The 19,934-nt window shown below is 57.5% G+C and carries 14 protein-coding genes; 6 read left to right on the top strand and 8 right to left on the bottom strand.

The features are described 5' to 3' along the window. Positions 1 to 15: 15 nt before the first annotated feature. The 5 genes from ACNSPV_RS02280 to ACNSPV_RS02260 form a co-directional block, all read right to left on the bottom strand. A complete protein-coding gene (locus ACNSPV_RS02280; protein WP_348584754.1) occupies positions 16 to 1,395 on the bottom strand; it encodes a type IV secretory system conjugative DNA transfer family protein in 1,380 nt (459 codons plus the stop codon). Positions 1,396 to 1,417: 22 nt separating this feature from the next. Next, a complete protein-coding gene (locus ACNSPV_RS02275) occupies positions 1,418 to 2,116 on the bottom strand; it encodes a GH-E family nuclease (protein ID WP_348584755.1) in 699 nt (232 codons plus the stop codon). Positions 2,117 to 2,647: 531 nt separating this feature from the next. Beyond that, positions 2,648 to 2,833, bottom strand: a complete 186-nt coding sequence (locus ACNSPV_RS02270; RefSeq protein WP_418265136.1) for a hypothetical protein — start codon at positions 2,831 to 2,833, stop codon at positions 2,648 to 2,650. 32 nt (positions 2,834 to 2,865) lie between these two features. Further along, positions 2,866 to 3,462: a hypothetical protein gene (locus tag ACNSPV_RS02265; protein ID WP_348584756.1), complete on the bottom strand. Its 597-nt coding sequence runs from the start codon at positions 3,460 to 3,462 to the stop codon at positions 2,866 to 2,868. 118 nt (positions 3,463 to 3,580) lie between these two features. After that, a complete protein-coding gene (locus tag ACNSPV_RS02260; protein ID WP_348584757.1) occupies positions 3,581 to 5,914 on the bottom strand; it encodes a hypothetical protein in 2,334 nt (777 codons plus the stop codon). Positions 5,915 to 6,181: 267 nt separating this feature from the next. On the opposite strand from ACNSPV_RS02260, the gene ACNSPV_RS02255 reads away from it, so the two are divergent. Continuing rightward, complete coding sequence (locus ACNSPV_RS02255; protein ID WP_348584758.1) at positions 6,182 to 7,282, top strand: hypothetical protein; 1,101 nt, start codon at positions 6,182 to 6,184, stop codon at positions 7,280 to 7,282. Between the two features lie 87 nt (positions 7,283 to 7,369). On the opposite strand, the gene ACNSPV_RS02250 is transcribed toward ACNSPV_RS02255, so the two are convergent. Then, positions 7,370 to 8,275 (bottom strand): hypothetical protein, encoded by a 906-nt coding sequence (locus ACNSPV_RS02250; RefSeq protein ID WP_348584759.1) that lies wholly within the window; start codon positions 8,273 to 8,275, stop codon positions 7,370 to 7,372. Positions 8,276 to 8,289: 14 nt separating this feature from the next. Further along, positions 8,290 to 8,703 (bottom strand): hypothetical protein, encoded by a 414-nt coding sequence (locus ACNSPV_RS02245; RefSeq protein ID WP_348584760.1) that lies wholly within the window; start codon positions 8,701 to 8,703, stop codon positions 8,290 to 8,292. Between the two features lie 196 nt (positions 8,704 to 8,899). On the opposite strand from ACNSPV_RS02245, the gene ACNSPV_RS02240 reads away from it, so the two are divergent. The 5 genes from ACNSPV_RS02240 to ACNSPV_RS02220 all read left to right on the top strand — a co-directional run bounded on the left by ACNSPV_RS02240 (position 8,900) and on the right by ACNSPV_RS02220 (position 19,005). Further along, positions 8,900 to 12,124: a protein kinase domain-containing protein gene (locus ACNSPV_RS02240; protein WP_348584761.1), complete on the top strand. Its 3,225-nt coding sequence runs from the start codon at positions 8,900 to 8,902 to the stop codon at positions 12,122 to 12,124. 820 nt (positions 12,125 to 12,944) lie between these two features. Continuing rightward, complete coding sequence (gene licT, locus ACNSPV_RS02235) at positions 12,945 to 13,811, top strand: BglG family transcription antiterminator LicT (RefSeq protein WP_348584762.1); 867 nt, start codon at positions 12,945 to 12,947, stop codon at positions 13,809 to 13,811. After that, positions 13,808 to 15,661 (top strand): glucose PTS transporter subunit IIA, encoded by a 1,854-nt coding sequence (locus ACNSPV_RS02230; protein WP_348584763.1) that lies wholly within the window; start codon positions 13,808 to 13,810, stop codon positions 15,659 to 15,661. Before licT ends, ACNSPV_RS02230 begins: the two co-directional genes overlap by 4 nt. 5 nt (positions 15,662 to 15,666) lie before the next feature. Next, positions 15,667 to 17,148: a family 1 glycosylhydrolase gene (locus ACNSPV_RS02225; RefSeq protein WP_348584764.1), complete on the top strand. Its 1,482-nt coding sequence runs from the start codon at positions 15,667 to 15,669 to the stop codon at positions 17,146 to 17,148. 339 nt (positions 17,149 to 17,487) lie between these two features. Continuing rightward, entirely contained in the window at positions 17,488 to 19,005 is a 1,518-nt protein-coding gene (locus ACNSPV_RS02220; RefSeq protein WP_348584765.1) for a sodium/proline symporter, read from the top strand. Between the two features lie 136 nt (positions 19,006 to 19,141). On the opposite strand, the gene ACNSPV_RS02215 is transcribed toward ACNSPV_RS02220, so the two are convergent. Further along, positions 19,142 to 19,804, bottom strand: a complete 663-nt coding sequence (locus ACNSPV_RS02215) for a helix-turn-helix domain-containing protein (RefSeq protein ID WP_249236528.1) — start codon at positions 19,802 to 19,804, stop codon at positions 19,142 to 19,144. Between the last annotated feature and the right edge of the window lie 130 nt (positions 19,805 to 19,934).

Raw genomic sequence — 19,934 nt, 5'->3', positions numbered from 1 at the left:
CCTCCTGTTGAAGGTCTAACCGATGCAGTTTTTGGTGAAGCGGCAGCGGAAGGGCTGAGAAGAATCGGCCAGCTGAACAAAGCATTCGCCCTGCTGCAGGCCGGTAAAATCCCAAGACTCGATGCAGCGGCGGGGCGCAGGCGCGGTGTAGTCGATGCGGCCGTCGGCGCGCACAAAGCGCTGCTGTACCAGAGCGCTGCGCGTTCTGCCCTGCAAAAAGGTCTGGCTCGGTTCATCACAGTTGAAAACGAACAGATTTTGGAAAGCGCCCAGAATGGTCTGTGCTTCCCGATCGCCGTAAACGCTGTAAAGCTGGCTGACGGTCTGTAGGCCGGCCACGATGCAGCAGTTGGCCTGACGCATCAGGGTCATGGCAGGTTCCAGATACAGCAGCTTGGGCAGGCGTGCAAGTTCGTCAAGAAAGAAGTAGGTGCGGCCGCGGCCGTGATGGAAGCGGCAGCGATTGGCGATAAGGCTGTCCACGAAAAAACGAAAAGCGTAGGTCTGGCTGCGGGAGTAGTCGGGGTGGTAGTTCAGGAACAGCACTGTGGGGCCGGGACGATGTGCCACCGACTCGGCAGAGATGGAACGTTCGGGATGCGCTGCCAGCGCAAACGAACCCACAAAGACACGCTGGACCATGCGGGAGATCTCGCTCAGAACACCGTAGCCTTCGCGGCGGGCATCCGGGTCGGCCGGAAGATACATGCGCGAGCTGTAAAAATCCGGGTCGGAATTCAGAACTTTCAGAAATTCCTCATAGGTGTGGTCAAGCGCTTGGTCGGTGGTATCATCGGAAGGGGCAGCACCGCCGATCAGACGCAGAAAATTGGCGTTGTTCAGCTCGCTGTCAGCCGTGTCAGACTGCAGCAGGCACAAAAACAGGCATTCGGTAACGGCCTGCGCACCGTCCACAAAAAAGCGGTTCTGGCCCGCGTCGCGTGCGCTTTCCTCGTAGAGATAGCTGCACAGTTCGTGAACGCGCATCTTCAGCAGAAGGCTGTTGTTTTTATAAGGGAGAAGCTCGTCGAAGATGTTCCAGACGTAACGGCTGCTGAGAGAATCCAGCACCAGATCTCCCTCTTCATAGAAGGCACGCTGGTAGTCGCCCTTGATGTCGAAGAAAACGGCCAGATCATCCGGGCCCATATGGTTCAGCACCTGATCTGCCAGCAGGAAGATGGTGTTGGTCTTGCCGCAGCGGGGTTGCCCCAGAAAGAGCGTGCCGGTGGTGAGGGAGTTTTCCGGCAGGTGCAGGGAGATATACTGGTCATGGAAGTAACCCGGGAGCAGATAATCACGAGACTGCGCAGGAGAATCGCCCGGGTGCAGATAGCGGGCAGGAATGTCGTTCAGCACGGCAACGCTGCCGGAGAGTACACGTAAATTTTCCATAAAAGCTCCTTGAAAAATGTGATTAGCGTCCGTGGCCGCCAGACTTGCTGCAATGTCCAACACCGCTGCTGTGGCCGCCGGACTTGCTGCCGCCGACGGCGTGACCGCTGCAACCCGCCTGATGGGATGCGGCAATGGAACCGAGAGAAAGAGAACTGCCCGAGCTTTTGCTGTGGGCGGCAGCTGCACTTTTGTGAGAAGCCGCGATGTCGGACAGGCTGCGGGAACCTTGGGCGCTGCGGTGCGCGGGATGACCGGTGGAGTAACCGATGATGGCGTGTTTGCCGTCGGTATGCTGCACGGTGCTCTTGTAATGCGGCTTGTTGCCGTACTTTGCCTTGAGACGGGCTTCCACTACCGCTTCCCGCTGGGCAGAGCGCTGCTTGTTGTAGAACTGCCGGATGGTTTTAAAAGCTGCATGGACCTGCTCGGAGTAATTGGGACATTCAAATTTGTGAGAGCGGTTGTTGCGGCGGGTTTCCAGACGGTACAGCTTGGGATCATTCATCATCTTGCTGTAGTCTGCCTGAGACATGTTGACTCGTTCGGCTGCTTTGCGCATGACCCGTTCTTCGAACTGGTAGTTATGGCCGACATCGATCTGCCCCTTCACAAGGGGCTCCCATGTATTGGGGTCAACGGGCTGACCTTTGGTGTTGTGTGGAACGATGATGCTGTCTTTGGTGGTCTGGCTCGGGGACACCCGGCGAAGTCTTGTCATGAAATTCACCTCTTTCTGAAAGATGGAAGATTTTGAGATTTTCCCGGAACGCTGCGGTCGGAAACGCTTCGAAAATGATTCCTACTCTATACAAGCATAGATGGCTGCGGACGACTACGGGAATAAATTTTAATGATGCCAAAAGTTTATTGTGATGAAAAATATACAAATACGATAAATGACGCAAAAAATAAGCACCCTGAACCCGATAGAACAAATGTTGTTCTGGGTTCAAGGTGCTTTTGCGTACAGGGAGAAAATGCTACATCGCAATTCTGCAGCACAAAATCGCCACTGCATAAAAATAACATTTAAACGCTGAAAATTTATTCCGTCTGACAGGCCGCAAAAGAAAATGTATAATACAGCCATACTCCCCGAGGGGAGAAAATGCAAAGAAAGGAGGCGCATTGCCGTATGACGCGCATGATCGCATCGAACCGAATAGGCAGTCCCAGCCACGGTCCCCCTTGAAGGTTCAGCCGTGTGATGAATTGAACTCGTTTGTACATATTTTGCCTGCCCTCCTTTTCATAGATAGAAACCGTTTCCATAATAGATGATAAAATTCCCTTCAATTGCTTTGGTTTTCATACATGACTTTTCCTCCTTGAAATAATAAATATAAAGTTCGACAGCCGCTGCGGCATCCAAGGGAAGTGCCGCAGCGGTTTTTGCTGTCCAGACAGCCCATATAGAAAAAAGGACCCCTTCCATCCGGGAAGGAACCCTTCTTTGCGCGGGTCAGTTCAGAGACTGCCGAGCAGACCGCTGGCTTCCAGATCGACGAGGAAGGACGAATCGGTCTCATAATAGGTCTCGTAAAAGGCTGTCACGGTCCGGGCCTGATCGGCGCGGAGCACATGGATGCCGTACAGGCTGGGGATCAGCAGCAGAAGCGAGGTGATGAGCACGAAGATCCGCACGGCGGCCCGGCGGTTCCTGCGGCGAAGGATGTCGTATTCCTTGCCGCGTTTGCCCGCATCCCAAGCGTCCATATTGCGGCGGTAGCACTCATACCACAGCAGCCACAGAACGACACCGCACAAAAGAAGCACGGCGACCCCGACGAGGGGAAGGCGGTAGAGAAACTCACCTCCAAAGATGATCTCGGCGGGCAGCAGGTTCAGCGCGGTGCTTATCATACCGCCCTTGCGCCGACAGGCGTCATAGAAAATCGGGAGAAGCCACACGGCCAGCATCATGGCCATATAGAGCCATGCAGTCACGAGGGGAGACAGTGTCCCGCCGTACAGCGCGGGCTGTTCCTGGAACAAAAACCACTCCACGAGAAACGAAAACACCGCGGAGACGACCTCCGGCAGGACATGCAGAAAAAAATACATAAAAAACTCCCTTCCTTTTTGTGTGACCTTCGACCGCCGCAGAGCCAGAATTTTGGCCCGATCCTGCGGCGATTTGAGTGTAACACAGGGAAAAGAAGGGAATCTAAGGAATAAGTTTTCAGCGTTTTCTGGCGGGTCTGCGCTTCTTTTCGCGGTGCGTGCCCATCATGAAACCCAGTGTCCGGCGGGACTGCGGCACCGCCGTGGCCAGCGCACCGGCCAGCACATAGAACCGGTCGGTATAGGCGGGGCAGTAGATGTGGTGCCAGTTGGTCCCACTGGCATCGGACAGACTGTCCAGCAGGAAATTGTAGAGGCGGCAGAAGATAGCGGTCTGGTCCGACGTGACCTTACCGGCCTTCGGCTCTTCCAGAAGGCACTCAAGCTCCACATAAACGCTGGCGGACAGGGCGTCTTCCAGAAAGCTGCCGGTGGTGCGGCCCGGGCCGCCCAGCTTGTCCTCGGCGTTATCGCGCATGGCATCGAGCCAGACATGCTCCGCAGTGAACTCTGCGGGAGCCTTGCCGCGGTCTGCCGCATAGCAGTCATAGATGGCAAGGATGAGGAAAAAGAACAGCTGCAGGATATCATCGCGGGAAAGCAGGTTGCTGCCCAGAGCAATGTTCTCCTGCCAGCCGTCGAGCTTCTGCTCATCGGTCGGTCTCTTTCTGGAAGTATGATCCTCGGCATTCGGATAATACCGCTCCAGTGTACGCGAGATCTTGGAACAGAGGTTCGGCAGGCTCATTTCCAGATGGTCCTGAACGCGTTTGTAGCTGATATCTTCGCGGTCCGCCGAATAGATCGCCCGATAGGGAGCGTAGCTGGAAGGGGAAGTGAACACGGACTGGAGGGCGCTGCGCTGGCTCGGGTCCAGGATGCCGCAGGCCGTGCGGTCGCGGAAATTTTTGGGATCGGAGGAGACTTTGATCAGTTCCTGCCCCAGTTTATGGAGATATCCGGCCCAGCCGGATGCGTCTGTGGCTGTGTCCGGTCCGGCGGTGATATGGGCGGAAAGCGCATTCCGGCAGTGGAGACGACCGGCGATGTTCCAGACCGCAGCGCTGGTCCTCCGGGCACTTTCCGGATAGGCCGGGGCGGGAGCAAAGGAGGGGGCGAGCTCTTTTGCGCAGAGCAGAAAATCGTTCAGGAGCTGCAGCGCCGACTTGACTTCCTCCACATCCCACAGAGTGGCGCGCAGCAGCCACCGGCCCATCAGGAGGGCGGTGTCCTGCGGCGTGAGCCTGTCGGGAGAGGATGCCTGAAAAGAGTCTGTGTCCAGTTTGTTCTGGAACGCTTCCTTCAGTGGTTCCAGGTGGTCCATGGATGCCTTGCTCAGGACATCCACAAAATCCTCTGCGGAGAGCAGCTTTGGCGCGGCACCCTTTTCGCAGGGGAGCATCAGTTCGTCCTGCCGCTCCGGGACCGCAGCCTGAACGACCGCGTTCCAGCAGCCGTACAGCACCAGCAGATAACCGACCAGGATGCTCAGCTCCCTCTGGACAGTGTGGGAATAAGGGTAGCCCATGCGGAGCGCAAGGCAGCTCTGGCCCTGAGGCAGGGGGACCCGGTCAATCTTCATCTCCACAAGGTCCCGGCGGTGGGCGACAAGATATGCCAGCAGGTCCCGCCGGAGCGCGGGGATATCGACAGTGGGGTCCTGGGTGCGGTGCATATTGTCACAAAGCTTTCGGATATCGCTGCCCAGAAGAAGGGTGCCGCCCTTGTTTTTGTCCCCGGAGGAGGGCGGCGTGGTTTTGCCTGTATCAGCGTCGGCCTTTTTGCACTCATCCAGATAGCTCTGCAGAAGGTCAGTCACGTCATGCCAGTGGAAAGAATCTGCATGGTCCTGACCCTTGTCGAACAGCTTGAAGGTATAGCAGACGATATCCAGCGGGTCGCGCAGACTGAAACCTTCCTGACGGGTGAGGAGAAAATAGCGCTGCATCTCTTCCAGCGTCATTTTCAGCAGGAACGCGACATGGTAGGCCTCCTGGCGGTTGCCCATGCGGCGGTAAGAGATGGACCGTTTGAGGACGGACCTCCAGGCAGTGCCGGGGGCGTCGCAGCCAAGTTCTTCCCGGCACAGGAGCTTCAGATTCGCGGCGGCGGTCCGGATGATGTCTTCCGACCAGGGCTTCAGGTCTTTCGGCGCGCAGTGGACAAGATCGCTGGTCTGTGCCGTGGTGCCGTCGTTTTTGCGGAGAAGCTCCGGGTAGTGCGTCTGGATGCAGCGGCACAGGAAGATGCCCGGCGTCATGTTCTGGCCGGAGCAGGTCAGATGCTCATTGAGCTGTGATGCAGCATGGATGACCAGGTCCCAATGGATGTTGGAAAGGCCGTCGATGGGCCGCCGTGCGTTCCAGGCTTCGTTGCCCTTGCTGATCTCTTCGTCGATCCAGTCCTTTGTTTCCCGCGCCAGCAGTTCTGAAAATGTAGAGCTTCCGGTCATGAGACCACTTCCTTCCTTCGGTTCAGAGAGTGTGCGGCCCCGGCGCAAAAATTTATTCCATGGAAGAAAGGCTTCCCGGAAAGTAAAATAGACGCAGAAGTGCCGGGTCCGGAGTTCCATTATAAACGACCTGGAATGGAAAGTCCATTCGTCAGACCGCACAAATCTCAGGGAAAAACTTTGGCAGAGAGCCGTTTTTCGCTCTGGTCTGTGCAGAGGCCCGCAGGCCCCCGGGACCGGATGGCCCGAACACAGGAGGTTTGAGAGATGATAGGATCAAAAGAAGCCCAACGTGAGCCGCTGCCGGACGGAACGACCGTGATCTTCCTGAATAATAAGGAGATCGTGATCCGGTCACCCCTTGCAGAAAACAGGAACGCCCTGTTCTACGAAGCATTCGACCGGAATACCGGCCGGGTCATCGTGATGAAGGAGTTCTTCCCGGGCCATTGGGTGCGGCATGACAGTGCGCCTGTGCTGAATGGCTGGGAGCAGTACTCCGCAGAGGAGGTGAGGCGGGGCCGGCTCTATATCTGGCTGCGCCATCAGGCAGAGCGGGAACAGCAGATAAATTGGAAGCTTTGCTGCAGTGTCCGGTGCGTCATACCGGAAAAAAAGCCCCTGTATGTCGGCACGCTCCGCCTGCCGGACGGCACGGAATGGCAGAGACCGCTCGGTGTCTTTCTGGAAATGGACGGCATGACCGCAGAGCCGGGCTTCCCGCTGCGGGCGCTGATGCAGGAGTGTACCTGGCCCCGCAGCCCGGAGCATCCCTTCGGGAATCTGCGCAGGCAGGAGGGAAGCCCCGGCTCCGGAAGGAGCTGTGCGGTACCGGCGGCCGCTGTCACCATGCGGGTCTTCCGGGACATCCTGCTTGCCCTGCGCCAGCTGCACGATGCGGGATGGGTCATGGGAAAGCTGGACATCGGGGATGTTTTCGTGAAAGGGAACCTTGCGGGGGGGAGCATCCGTGGAGTGTCCTTTGTGGATGTCAGCTCTGCCCGGAAGACAGGGGAGAGCGCGGCTCCCTGCGGTCCAGGGCCGGGATTCTATGTCCCGGATCCGTTCCCGGGGCCCGCAGACGAAAAGACGGATGTCCTTCTGGCAGGATGGCTGCTGCTGAGCATGCTGTATCCTATCGCCGCCCAGAATATCCGGCTGGGCCGTCCGCTGGACTTTCTGGGAGAGATACAGACCCTGACCGAGGGCGAGAGCGTCCCGAGCGGTCTCCCGCGGGAGATGCGAGCAGAGGTGAACTGCCTGCTGCTACGGGCGACAGCACCCGACCCGGAGCAGCGCATCACACTGGACGAGATGCTGGCGGCAGTTGAGGACTGGTGCCGGAGGCTGTCCGATGCCGAAAGCTGAAACGATAAAAAATAAAGCAGGATACAGAAAAGGCCGGGAGCTGCGAAGAAACAGCTCCCGGTCCTCTTTTTGTTTATCGCTTGCCGCTCAGTCGTGGACGACGCCGTACACCTCGCGCTGACGGGCTTCCAGCGCTTCGTAGACCGAAGCGGGGAAGTGATGGCCCAGCCCGCCGTCATGGGTGGCGTTGCCGTCGCCGGGGCCGTGGAAGTCGGAACCCGCCGAGGGCAGCAGGTTGTACTGCGCCGCCAGTGCGGCCAGATGACAGCGCTGCTCGTCGGTGTAGCGGCCATAGTAGACCTCCATGCCGCTGCAGGGGCCTGCCAGCGCTTTGAAGGTGCGCAGCAGGCGGTGCTGTTCGGCATCGTCCAGCGGGTAGAAGAACAGGTGCGCCAGAATGGCGATGCCCTGTGCCTTCTGCAGGGCAGAGAGAACATCCTCGATGGGTGCATAGTCCAGCTCCGACTCGACATAGGCCAGACGCTGGCCGAAGCTGCCGATGTATATGTCGAACGCTTCATCCACCGTCTTGACATAGCCGTGGGCCACAAGGCTGCGGGCAATGTGCATTCGGCCAAGATGCTGTGGGCCGTTGCTGAAGGCCATGAGGTCTTCGTAGGTGCCGATGCCGACGCCCAGCGCGTCGAGCTTGTTCAGGATCTTGGTAACGTAGCTGCGGCGGTCGGGCTGGTTGCGGCGCAGCACAGCCTGAAGCTCCGGGCAGTCGGGGTCAAAGTTCAGGCCCACGATGTGGATCTCCACGCGGCGCTGGTCGGCGGTGCGATAAAAGCAGCTGAACTCGCAGCCGCGCAGAATGCGCAGCAGGGGGAACTGCAGGCGAAGGTCGCTCAGCTCGGCGGGGGAATAACTGTAGTTGTGGTCGGTATACGCCAGATACCGGATGCCGCTTTGAAGCGCCATCAAGCCCAGATGCGCGGGCGTATACTCGCCGTCGGAATGGATGGTGTGAGTGTGCAGATCAGCGTGATACATAGAAATATCCCTCCTTACCAGGTTCTGCGGAGGCCCGCAGCCGTCGTCAGCGAAACACCGATATACCCAAACTCCGGCCAGTCGGGTTCATCGTAGTTGTAGACCCACGCGAGCGGCTGCCCGGACTTGAGGTCCTTACGGTCCGTTTCCCACTCATCCGGGCGGTCGCTGACGAACAGATAGCTCTCGAGCTCACCGATATTCGTAAAGCTGTGGATCACATGATAAACGACCGCGTTGTAATTTTCCTCGAATTTTCTGACGCGCTCAAGCTGCTCTCCTTCGAGCTGGCTGCAGGTGCCCAGCGGAGGAGCGCTCTTGGAAACGATGCCCTCCTGCTCAAAGCACTTGATAATGGGCGGGTAGATGCCCCACAGCTTCATGCGCTCAACGGCCTCAGCCTTTTTTGCTTCGATACTTGCGTTCATAGAGTTCTCCTTTCTCATGTCCGGAAAAAAGCCGCCGGAAGTGCGGCTTTCTGCTTCAAAGCATAGCAGAGCGGCCCGGCAGCTTCTACGAGAATAAATATTTGGCGCAGGGCAGAAAGGGCGCGGCACCGCCTTGGAATATTTTGGAGGATACGCTATAATAAAGCCAGAATATCCAAACGGAGGAGGGCTTTTCATGTGGGACCAGCAAGAGACGCGCCGTGAGCCGCTGCCCGATGGAACAGTGCTGTGCACAGAGAACGGACGGTTCACGATCCAAAAGTACATCACGTCGGGCGGCTTTGCGCTGCTCTATCAGGCGCAGGAAGAAGGGCAGTTGTATCCGGTCATCCTCAAGGAGCATTTCCCACGGCAGGGTTATGTCCGGGTGGGCGGGGCTGTTCTGCCGGAGGAAGCCGCAGCCTTGCCGGAGAATGATCCGGAGCGTAAAAAAAGAATTGAAAAGATGCAGACGCTTTTTGACGAGCGGGCCAATCGCGAGATCCGCGTCGGGCAGCAGAGCCGCCAGCGCACCCGGCTCACGGTGCCGGTGGACCGAAAGCTTTCGGTACGGTCGATCCAGCTGCCGGGAAAAGACCCCTGCACGCCGCCGTACAGCTGCATTCTGGAAATGGAGTGCCTTACCGAACGGCAGGGCTTCTGGCTGAAAGATCTGTTGGAAGAAGCCGCCCAGCCCTGCAGTTCGGATCATCCTTTCGGCAACAGACGGCCGGGCTGCAGAAATTCTGTGCCGCAGTTCGCAAAGACGGTGGATCTGTTCTGCGCCCTGCTGGCGAACCTGAAACGCATCCACAGCGATGAGGATGGCAGCGGCTGCATCCATGGCGACATCAGCGCAGGCAATCTCTTTGTGGACGGCAGCCTGTCCGACGGCACGATCTTGGCCGTGTCCCTGCTGGACTTCGGCAGCGGCTGGGACGAAGAGACCGGGCCGGAGAGCGAGGTGTTCAGCACACCGGGCTTCCGTGCACCGGAACTGCAAAACGGCGGGACACCGACCCCGGCGTCCGACGTTTACGCGGTGGGGCGGCTGTTCTATGCCCTGCTGGACCCTACAGCGGCGCGCAATCTGCGGCTGGAGCGGGACCTGAGCTTCCTGGAAAGGGATGTGACGCTGACCGCAAGCCAAGCAAGACCTTCCGGGCTGGAAGGTTCCCTGCTGGCTCAGGTGAACGCGTTGCTGACCGCTGCCGCCAAGGAAGCCCCCGAAGAGCGCATCACGCTGGAAGAGATGGCGCGGCAGATGGACGAGTGGCGCCGCCGCCTGACGCCGCCGGTATGGAGCCTTGCTCAGAACGCAGGCGCGCTGAACGATGGCGAGGTGAGGGGCCGCGACGAGGACGTAAAGAACCTGCTGAACGAACTGGAAAACGAAAAGCGGAACCCCCATGTGCTGTGGGGCTTTGCGGGCATGGGCAAAACCAAAATGGCGCTTGCCGCCGCCGGCGAATGGCAGAAGCGCCACCCTCTGGGCAGAACGTATTTCGTGCGGTTCCCCGGCACGTTGGAAGCACTGTACACCACCACCTTTGCGCAGGCCATGTCGGTGGAAGCGGGCAGCAAAAAAGAAGAGTTGCTCCAGCTGGTGCAGAAACAGCTGAGCCAGTACCTGACCGAATTCGACTTGCTACTCATCGACAACTTTGACAATGACAATCTGTCTTGGGCAGAGCTGACCGGTGGCAGTGAGGACAGCATAGAACAGCAGCTTTATCGGCATCTGTGTGCGCTGCCCTGCCGTGTCCTGCTGACCACGCGTAAAGATCTGACCGCGATGACGGGCGGGTGCTTCTGTGAGGTCAAGCCGCTGAAAGACGAGGTGCTGCTGGACATCCTGCGGGACGGCTCCCGGGGGCTGCCGGACTCGGACGACGACACCCTCCGAGATATCCTCCGGCTGGTGGAGCGCCACACCATGACCGTCACCATGGTGGCCGCCCTGATGCAGTTCACCCACATCCCGGCCGGGCAGATCGCCGAGGACCTGAGCAAGGGCCAAACCATCCGGGACAACAGTCTGGAAATGCTCATCCCCAGCGAAAAGGACGGCGAGAGCCGCAACGGCACCGTGCTGCAGAACCTGACCACCCTGTTCGGGCTGGCGAAGCTGACCCCGCCGATGCGGACCCTGCTGCACCGCGCCATGTTCATCGGGGAGAGCGGGATCTCGCGGGAGCTGTTCCTCAACGCCTGCGGCCTGCGGCCGGACGACAGGGATTTCCACGCGCTGGTGGATCTGCGCTACCTGAACAGCACGGGCAGCGAGAAAGACGAGTACCTTGTCCCCCACACCCTCATCCGCAAGCTGTGCAGCCTGCGGGAGCCGGGGGCTGACGGAGAGGATGACGCCCATTTTCTGGACGGACTGTGGGAGTTTCAGGAGACGCCCGCCGACCGACGCAGCACCGCCGATATTTACTCCGCTGTGCTGGGAAAGTCCGACCCGGACGCCCGGCTCGACACCCCGCAGAAGAAGCTCTGGGCCTACCGCGCCGCGAGCCTGTACTTCCGACTTGCCGATTTCAAGAAGGCTGCGAAGTGGAACAACGCCATGATCATCGCGGAAAAGGCGCAGCCCGCCCTGCACTGGACGCTGCCGCAGCTGTATGAGAACCGGGCACTCATCTTCCGGGACCGGAAGCAGCCGCCGGAGGAGTTCGACGCCGCCATAAAAGCGATGGAATGCCTGAATGAGCTGGGCCCTTTGGAGCAAAACCCCAGTGCCGCAGCCTCAATTTATGAGACGCTTGGCCGGGCATACGGCGATGTTGGAGAGCTCCTGCTGCGGGGGCTGAGCCCCGAGGACCGGGAGGCCCTGCTGGAGCTGACCTGCCATGCCGACGCGCTTGCCTTTGGCGAGGACAGCGTGTGGGCAGGCCGGACGGATAAACGTGACTATGACGACCGCCAGCGTACCTGCTATGAGTACGCCGCAAGGCTGCGTGAAGAGCGGTTCACGTTCCACAGCTCGGACACCTTCCGCACCTACATCAATCTGGCCTACTGCGCCGGTGTGCGGGGCAAAAACGAGCCGGAGCATCTCCGGCAGGAGGCCGCACGGCAGCTGCGCTGGAGCCGGCAGGCCCTCGATATCTCCGAGAGATGCAGCACCGGCGCTTATAGCAACATCGGCCTTGCTTATGGCGCGCTGGGAGACCATGTCCCCGAGAAAGAGGCCTTCGAGACCCTGCTGGAGCGCCGCCGCCACAACTCGCAGCGCGGCGACAGCCGCCTGTACGAGCTGCAGGCCCTGTTGTATCTCATCGAAGCCTGCAAGCATGGCGGAGACAACGAAGAGGCGTCGAAACGATACAAGGAAGTTCAGGCGCTCGCCAAGCAGCTGGGCGTGGAGGAGCTATTTGCCCATAAGCTGGAGGAAGCCGGAGAGGGGCTTCTCTGACCCATAAGGAAACATTTGAACTTGGAGTTGTTCTTGAAAACACCAAAGATGCCGTTGACCTGAATCGAATGGTTCATACTCGGAGAACACTACGTTCAGAAGCAAGATTCTCGAAAGAGGATTTTCTGCACACTAGGACTTCTTTGTTTTTCTCTGGTTTACAGGTTTGAAACAACTTTCCCGAAGTGTACAGCCGGAGTAGTCTCATAAACGATGACTCGAAACTTTCAGAAATTGAGATGAACCGGCGGCTTGCTCTCTTAATCAGTGGGCCCAGGGCTCGAGTCCCTGGAGGTGCACTCACAAAAGAGCGTTGAATCGTAAGATTTGACGCTCTTTTTCGTTATGTAACCCCGAAAAATCGAGGAAAACTTTGGTAAAAAGAGAGAGGGCCGGACGGTGCCAGCCTACTTGACTTGATATGAAGTGCCGGAGATATTGTCGTTAGTTGCGTACGATAGAACGGCAATAGCGTTCACTACTTTCTGAAATCAAATTGGCAGAAGATCATGTGGCAACGAACTTTTTGCTTAATTGCACAAAAATATGCGCTGACTATGTGCAAATGAATGAAAACGTCGAAATGGTGTTGACTTTTTCAAAAGTTGTGATATCTTGTAAGCGTAGCTACGGACAATTGAATCAGCCGTCTTGATGCGGATTGTTACTGGAAGCAGGCAATACCAAAAGTACGGAACGTGTGTGAACTTTGGCACAGGTTTTGCTATTTTGGGATTGGCTGTATTTTTTTTGTCCTTTTTTGCGCAAAAATGCGATAAATCGTAAGAACGCTGCCTTGCGGCAGGCGGAGGAAACACCGTTGAAAATTGCAAAGGTTCTGAACAACAATATCGTCATTGCGGTCAATGAACGCGGCGAAGATGTCATTGCCATGGGCTGCGGAATCGCCTTTGGCAAAAAGCGCGGCGACGCGCTGGACCCCGCTAAGGTGGAGCGGCTCTTCACGAACAGCGTGCCGGAGCTTTCCGGCCGGTTCGAAGAGCTGGCAAAGGCCATCCCGGCGGAGTACATCGAAGCAGCCGAAAAGGTGATTGCCATGGCAAAGATGCAGCTGGGCAAGGAGTTGGCAGATAACCTGTATCTGTCGTTGGCCGACCACATCTATTTTACCATTCAGCGGTGGCACAGTAATATGCTGATCCGAAACCGTCTGCTGCTGGAAACGCGGATGCTCTACCCGGACGAGTTCCGGGCCGGGCAGGATGCAGTCAAATATCTGGACGAGCGGTTCAAGGTCGATCTGCCGGAGGATGAAGCGGCCTTTATTGCTTTGCATTTCGTGAATGCAAGCATGGGCATGCAGATGAATGAGACCGTGCAGATCACCCAGATCGTGCAGGAAGTCAGCAGCGTTATCCGTAACTATTTTCATCTGGAATTCGACCCTGATTCGTTGGATTACTTCCGTATGGTCACTCACATCAAATTTTTTGCGCAGCGTATCGTTGCGGGAACCTCGCTGACCTCGGATGAATCGGACATGCAGCTCTACGAGATGGTGCGCCAGAAATACGAACAGTCTTTTGCCTGCGTGCAGAGGATCGTGAGCTATCTGGAAAAGCAGTACCACACCGCCGTTTCCGGCACCGAGCAGATGTACCTGACCATCCATATAGAGCGTGTGCGCCGCAGCATACAGGAAAAATGTAAGGAGAAACTGTTATGAATGCAGATAAACTTGCCGAACGGATCGTAAAAGAAGTCGGCGGCAAAAACAATATCAAAGAGATGTTCCACTGTGTCACCCGTCTGCGCTTCTACCTGAAAGACCGCAGTGTGGTGGATGAAGAGCGCATCAAGAAGCTGGACGGTGTACTGGGCGTGCAGTTCGCCACCGATCAGTTACAGATCATCATCGGCAACGAGGTGGGCACTGTCTACAATGCCATCATCAACAAAGTTGGCTTTATCATGGACGATGCCACCGCCGAGAAGAAAAAGAAGATGCGCATCGGCGGCATCTTTGAGACCATTTCGGCTATCATCCTGCCGGTGATCCCCGCCATGGCCGGTACCGGCATCCTCAAGGGTATCATCACCATCATGACCAGCTATCTGGGCTTTGATTCGGCATCTACCCTCATCAAGATGATGACAATTGCCGCCGACTGTGTGTTCTACTTCCTGCCGTTCTTCATTGCATGGTCGGCAGCAAAGCGGTTCAAGACGGACACGGCGCTGGCTCTGATGTGCGCAGGCTTTATGCTGTACCCCACCATGACCGCCGGTCTGGCCGAGGGCGCTTCCCCGATGAGCCTGTTCGGCCTGCCCATCCCCTTTGTCAAGTACGCATCCAGCAGCATTCCCATCATTCTGACCGTGCTGGTGCTGAAATACGTGTACCAGTTCTTCGATAAGATCATTCCACAGATGCTCAAGCTGGTCTTTGTGCCCATGTTCACCGCATTGGTCATGTGCCCCATCGCTCTGGGCGTCACCGGCCCCATCGCAAACTACATCAGCAAAGGCATCGCATGGCTTTTCACTGGCATGTTCGCCGTTTCTCCGCTGCTGGCCGGTGCCGTCATCGGCGCTACCCGTTCTCTGCTGGTCTTTACCGGTATGCATCTGTCTCTGGGTGCTGTCTGCCTGCAGAACATTACCCAGTACGGCTATGACTACATCCTGCCTGTGAACACGATGGGTACTCTGGCCATCGTCGGCACCTGCCTGGGCGTCTGGGTCAAGGCAAAGAAGGAAGAAAACAAGTCCGTTGCAATGTCTGCCTTCATCTCCTCCTTCATCGGCATCACCGAGCCTGGTATCTACGGCGTCCTGCTCAAGTACAAGAAGGCTCTGATCGCTGACATCATCGCTGGCGGTGTGGCTGGTGCTTTCGTCGCTGTGGGCGGCGGCCATGCTACCGCATACGTCAACTCCTGCATCCTGTCTCTGCCCGTTTTCGTGGGCGACGGCTTCGCTTTCGTCTGCATCGGCATGGCAATTGCCGCTGCTCTGGGCTTCGGCCTGGTCATGGTCATGGGCATTGATGAGGGTGGCGACGCACCCGAGGCGGTCGCACCTGTCCATGCAGAAGTCCCCGCAGGTGAGTCCATCACGGAGACCGCCGCAGCTCCTGCGGACGGCACTCTGCTGCCCTTGAGTGAGGTGCCCGACAATGTGTTCGCTGCCGGTACTCTGGGCAAGGGCGTGGCTGTGGAGCCCACTGACGGCAAGTTCTACGCACCCTTCAATGGCACCGTCGGCACCGGAACCGGCGGCCACGCAGTGTGCCTTGTGTCTGATGGCGGCGTGGAACTGTTGATCCACATTGGCATCGACACCGTAAACCTCAAGGGCAAGCACTTTGCCATCAAGGTCAAGGAGGGCGACAAGGTGAAGGCTGGTGACCTGCTGGCCGAGGTGGATGTGGCTGCGGTGCGCGCCGAGGGCTACAAGACCACCACCCCGATCATTGTTACCAACAGCGATGATTATCTGGATGTGTTTGCAGCAGCCGAGAGCGGCAGTATCCGCCACGGTGACAAACTGCTGACTGTGATCAAGAAAGGATAAAAGCTATGGAAAACGCACGTTATACTTTCCCGGAAGGCTTTCTCTGGGGCGGCGCAGAAGCCGCTAACCAGTGTGAGGGTGCCTGGAACGAGGGCGGCAAGGGCATGACCGTTCAGGACTGCCTGCCTTACCGCAACGTAGGTGTGGCGGACTATACCAAGCAGTTTGCCTACAGCACTGCTGACCTGGAAGCCGCCCTCAAGGCCGGCCCCGAGGACAACTACCCCAAGCGCCATGGCACCGATTTCTATCACCATTATAAAGAGGATATCGCCCTGATGGCCGAGATGGGCTACAAGGTGTTCCGCACCTCCATCTGCTGGAGCCGCATCTTCACCGACCCCCGGGATGAAAAGCCCAACGAAGAGGGCATTGCCTTCTACGAGGATGTGTTCAAGGAGTGCAAGGCCCACGGCATTGAGCCGCTGGTCACCCTGAGCCACTATGACCCGCCGCTGGTCCTTGTGACTGACTTCAACGGCTGGGCATCCCGCGAGGTAATCGACCTCTTTATCAAGTACGCCCGCGTCTGCTTTGAGCGCTTTGGCAAGTACGTCAAATACTGGCTCACCTTCAACGAGGTGGACGCCATGCTGCGCCACTCCGTTACCAGCGGCGCGCTGATCCCGGACCGCTTCCCGGGCCAGAACTTTGACCAGATCGTGTATCAGGCCATGCATCACCAGATGGTGGCCAGCGCTCTGGCCGTCAAGCTGGGCCATGAGCTGTGCCCAGGGGCCATGATCGGCTGCATGATGACCCGCCTGTGCTTCTATGCCTACACCTGCAAGCCGGAGGACAACCTCGCCACCCAGCAGCGGATGCGCGGCATCTACCGCTACGTAGACATTCAGGTGTTCGGCGAGTACCCCCGCTACCTGCTCAAGGAGATCGAGCGCAAGGGCCTGCACATTAAGACGCAGCCCGAGGACGCCCAGATCCTGAAAGAGGGAACTGTGGACTTTGTGAGCTTCAGCTACTACATGACCAGCTGTATGGCCGCCCAGACCGACGGTCTGGAGATGTCCCCCGGCAACACGGTCAACGGCGTGAAGAACCCTTACCTGACCTCCAGCGAGTGGGGCTGGCAGACCGACCCCATCGGCCTGCGTATCTCTCTGGTGGAGCTGTACGACCGCTTCCGCAAACCGCTGTTCATCGTGGAGAACGGTCTGGGTGCCCGCGATACCCTGACCGAGGACGGCAAGGTGCACGACCCCTACCGCATCGAATACCTCAAGGAACACGTCAAGGCCATGAGCGATGCCATCAACATTGACGGCGTAGACCTGATCGGCTACACCTGGTGGGGCTGCATTGACCTGATCTCCGAGTCCACCCGCCAGATGTCCAAGCGTTACGGCTTTGTGTACGTCGATCTGGACGACGAGGGCCGCGGCACCTATAAGCGCTACCGCAAGGACAGCTTCTACTATTATAAAAAGCTCATTGCTGCAAATGGCAATGTGGATGCGGTAAATGAATAATCTGGACACATTGTAAACCAAAATAGAAAGCAAGCAAGTGTATCAGCTTTGGTAGGGATTTTATCAAAGATATGATGCACTTGCTTCTTTTTTCAAAAGGTAATATTCATTGAATGCCCAAATCCCTGCCATGAAGCCCCAGAACAACCGACAGAGTAAGCCCAAGCCGGCAGTGTTTCTGATGGATTTTGAACCAGAAATGCTGCTTTTTCTGTTCAAAAACCGGAAAAACAGCAGTTTGTGCCCTTGAATTGCCCGAAAAGCTTGCAGGAATGCAGGTTTTTGTGGTAATATTTAAGATATGTTCCCGTTGAGGGGAAGAAAGAGAGGGGTAATCAAATGATCAATATCTGCATCATTGCCACCATTGTGATCTATCTGGTGGGAATGCTGTTGGTTGGCTTTGTCTACAGCAAGTCCAACGAGGACAGCAGCGATTTCTACCTCGGCGGCCGTACGATGGGCCCGCTGGTCACGGCTATGAGCGCCGAAGCCAGCGATATGTCCAGCTGGCTGCTGATGGGTATGCCGGGCCTTGCATATCTCACCGGCATCGCGTCGCCGGGCTGGACGGCCATCGGCCTTGCTGTGGGCACTTGGCTCAACTGGCTCATCGTGGCCCGCCGCCTGCGCCGCTACTCGGCCAATCTGGATGCCATCACGGTGCCACAGTTCCTTTCCCTGCGGTTCCATGACCAGCGCAACCTGCTCAACGCGCTGGGCGCGGTCATCATCATCGTGTTCTTCATCCCGTACACCGCTTCCGGCTTTGCCGCCTGCGGCAAGCTGTTCAACAGCCTGTTTGGCGTGGATTACATGGCGGCCATGGTCCTGTCCGCTGTGGTCATCGTGGGCTACACCATCATGGGCGGCTTCCGCGCTGTGTCTACCACCGACCTGATCCAGTCCGTTGTCATGAGCATGGCGCTGATCGCGGTGCTGGTGTATGGCGTCAATGTGGCAGGCGGCTGGGACGTGGTTCTGGACAACGCCCGCAGCCTGCCCGGCTACCTGACTATGGCTGCAAGCCACAATGCGGCAGACAACACCGCCACCTCCTACAGTCTGCTGGACATCGCGTCCACGCTGGCATGGGGTCTGGGCTACTTCGGCATGCCCCACATCCTGCTGCGCTTCATGGCCATTGAGGACGAAAAGAAGCTGGTGCTCAGCCGCCGCATTGCAAGCGTGTGGGTGGTCATTGCCATGACCGCTTCCATCGTCATCGGCATGGTGGGTCTGGGCATGACCAAGGCGGGCGCGCTGGAGTTCCTGAGCGGCTCTTCCAGCGAGACCCTGATCGTGCGGGTGGCCAGCCTGATCGCTCAGCACGGCGTGCTGGCAGCCATTCTGGCAGGTCTGATCCTTGCCGGCATCCTTGCCGCTACCATGTCCACCGCCGACAGTCAGATGCTGGCAGCGGCCTCCAGCGTATCCCAGAACATCCTGCAGGAGTTCGGCCACATGAAGCTGACCGAGAAGCAGAGCCTGTTCGCCGCCCGCCTGACCATCATCTGCATCAGTGTGGTGGGCGTGGTGCTGGCCCGCGACCCCAACTCCAGCGTGTTCGGCATCGTCAGCTTTGCATGGGCCGGCTTCGGCGGCTCCTTTGGCGCGGTGGTGCTGTGCTCCCTGTTCTGGAAGCGCTGCAACTGGCAGGGCGCTCTGGCCGGTATGCTCTCCGGCGGCCTGATGGTCTTTGTATGGAAGTACATCATCAGCCCGCTGGGCGGCGTGTTTGGCATCTACGAGCTGCTGCCTGCCTTCCTGGTGTCTCTGATGGTCTGTGTTGTGGTGAGCCTTGTTACCCCGGCACCCTCGGCAGAGATCGAGGCAGAGTTCGACGCTGCCAAGTAAAAACGATTGGGAATGCCCTCCGCTGTGCTCTGGGCATCAATATCGGAAAAATATTTTTAGATAGTGCAAACCGGCAAAGCCTGCGGGCTTTGCCGGTTTGCTTTTTCACGGATGAGGTCGCAGAGGAAAACTGCATTTAATTCAAAAGGATCAGCCATGCTTCGCAGCATGGAAGCAGAAATCCAAAACAGAAAAAGAACAGAAGATCCAGCACGAGCCGCATCAGACGGGTAAGCGGCGTGCCGAAAGACATGGCATGAATGATAAAAAGATTCACCTCACCCCAGCGCCGGTAGTAACCGGTTTGCTCAAAATTGTTCCAGAGCTCAAGAGATAGAAATTCAAATCCGGCAAACAATGGAAAAATGACCAGGGAGGACATCCAGCCGTCGGCCTGAAGCGAACCATCGCTGAGAGTCCGCCAGTGCACAGCTAATCTGCCTGGACAGGCAAAAATTCCCCACAGGGCAAGTGCAATGCTTAATGCAAGAAGAGCAGTACGCACAGAATGCCAGTCTACAGTGTGCTGGCGGCGCAGCATGGTGAAAAAATCTTCCAAAGGAACGGGAGGAGTGTCATCTTTTTGACGGGAGTCATGACAGTGCATCAGGTCAGCGAGGGTCAGGCCCAGCACATCGGCCAGCGGCTCCAGCGTATTGATGTCTGGCAGCCCGATGCCGCGTTCCCAGCGGCTGACGGCTTTATCCGTAACGTGAAGCTGCTGAGCCAGTTCGGCCTGCGTCATGTTCCGCTCCCGGCGCACTTGTGCAAGGAATGCACCAAATTCTTTTGCATCCATTCTGCTCACATCCTTTTCCACAGGATAACACAGGAATGTGGAAAATACAACCGACGGAACGTTTACCTTCCGGTTTACAAAACAAAAAGGACGTGCTCCCTTGCGGGAACACGTCCTTTTTTATCGCTTC

This window comes from Faecalibacterium sp. 3, from assembly GCF_048323735.1.
Lineage (GTDB): Bacteria > Bacillota > Clostridia > Oscillospirales > Ruminococcaceae > Faecalibacterium > Faecalibacterium wellingii.
Note: the sequence above shows the minus strand (reverse complement) of the source record. Positions and strands in the feature narration are given on the sequence as shown.

Excerpts from the sequence above, each read along its gene's own strand:
- ACNSPV_RS02245 (WP_348584760.1), bottom strand. The coding sequence starts at position 8,703 with ATGAACGCAAGTATCGAAGCAAAAAAGGCTGAGGCCGTTGAGCGCATG.
- ACNSPV_RS02220 (WP_348584765.1), top strand. The coding sequence starts at position 17,488 with ATGATCAATATCTGCATCATTGCCACCATTGTGATCTATCTGGTGGGA.
- ACNSPV_RS02225 (WP_348584764.1), top strand. The coding sequence starts at position 15,667 with ATGGAAAACGCACGTTATACTTTCCCGGAAGGCTTTCTCTGGGGCGGC.
- ACNSPV_RS02270 (WP_418265136.1), bottom strand. The coding sequence starts at position 2,833 with ATGGAAGGGGTCCTTTTTTCTATATGGGCTGTCTGGACAGCAAAAACC.
- ACNSPV_RS02275 (WP_348584755.1), bottom strand. The coding sequence starts at position 2,116 with ATGACAAGACTTCGCCGGGTGTCCCCGAGCCAGACCACCAAAGACAGC.
- ACNSPV_RS02250 (WP_348584759.1), bottom strand. The coding sequence starts at position 8,275 with ATGTATCACGCTGATCTGCACACTCACACCATCCATTCCGACGGCGAG.
- ACNSPV_RS02255 (WP_348584758.1), top strand. The coding sequence starts at position 6,182 with ATGATAGGATCAAAAGAAGCCCAACGTGAGCCGCTGCCGGACGGAACG.
- ACNSPV_RS02260 (WP_348584757.1), bottom strand. The coding sequence starts at position 5,914 with ATGACCGGAAGCTCTACATTTTCAGAACTGCTGGCGCGGGAAACAAAG.
- ACNSPV_RS02240 (WP_348584761.1), top strand. The coding sequence starts at position 8,900 with ATGTGGGACCAGCAAGAGACGCGCCGTGAGCCGCTGCCCGATGGAACA.
- ACNSPV_RS02265 (WP_348584756.1), bottom strand. The coding sequence starts at position 3,462 with ATGTATTTTTTTCTGCATGTCCTGCCGGAGGTCGTCTCCGCGGTGTTT.
- ACNSPV_RS02215 (WP_249236528.1), bottom strand. The coding sequence starts at position 19,804 with ATGGATGCAAAAGAATTTGGTGCATTCCTTGCACAAGTGCGCCGGGAG.
- ACNSPV_RS02230 (WP_348584763.1), top strand. The coding sequence starts at position 13,808 with ATGAATGCAGATAAACTTGCCGAACGGATCGTAAAAGAAGTCGGCGGC.
- ACNSPV_RS02280 (WP_348584754.1), bottom strand. The coding sequence starts at position 1,395 with ATGGAAAATTTACGTGTACTCTCCGGCAGCGTTGCCGTGCTGAACGAC.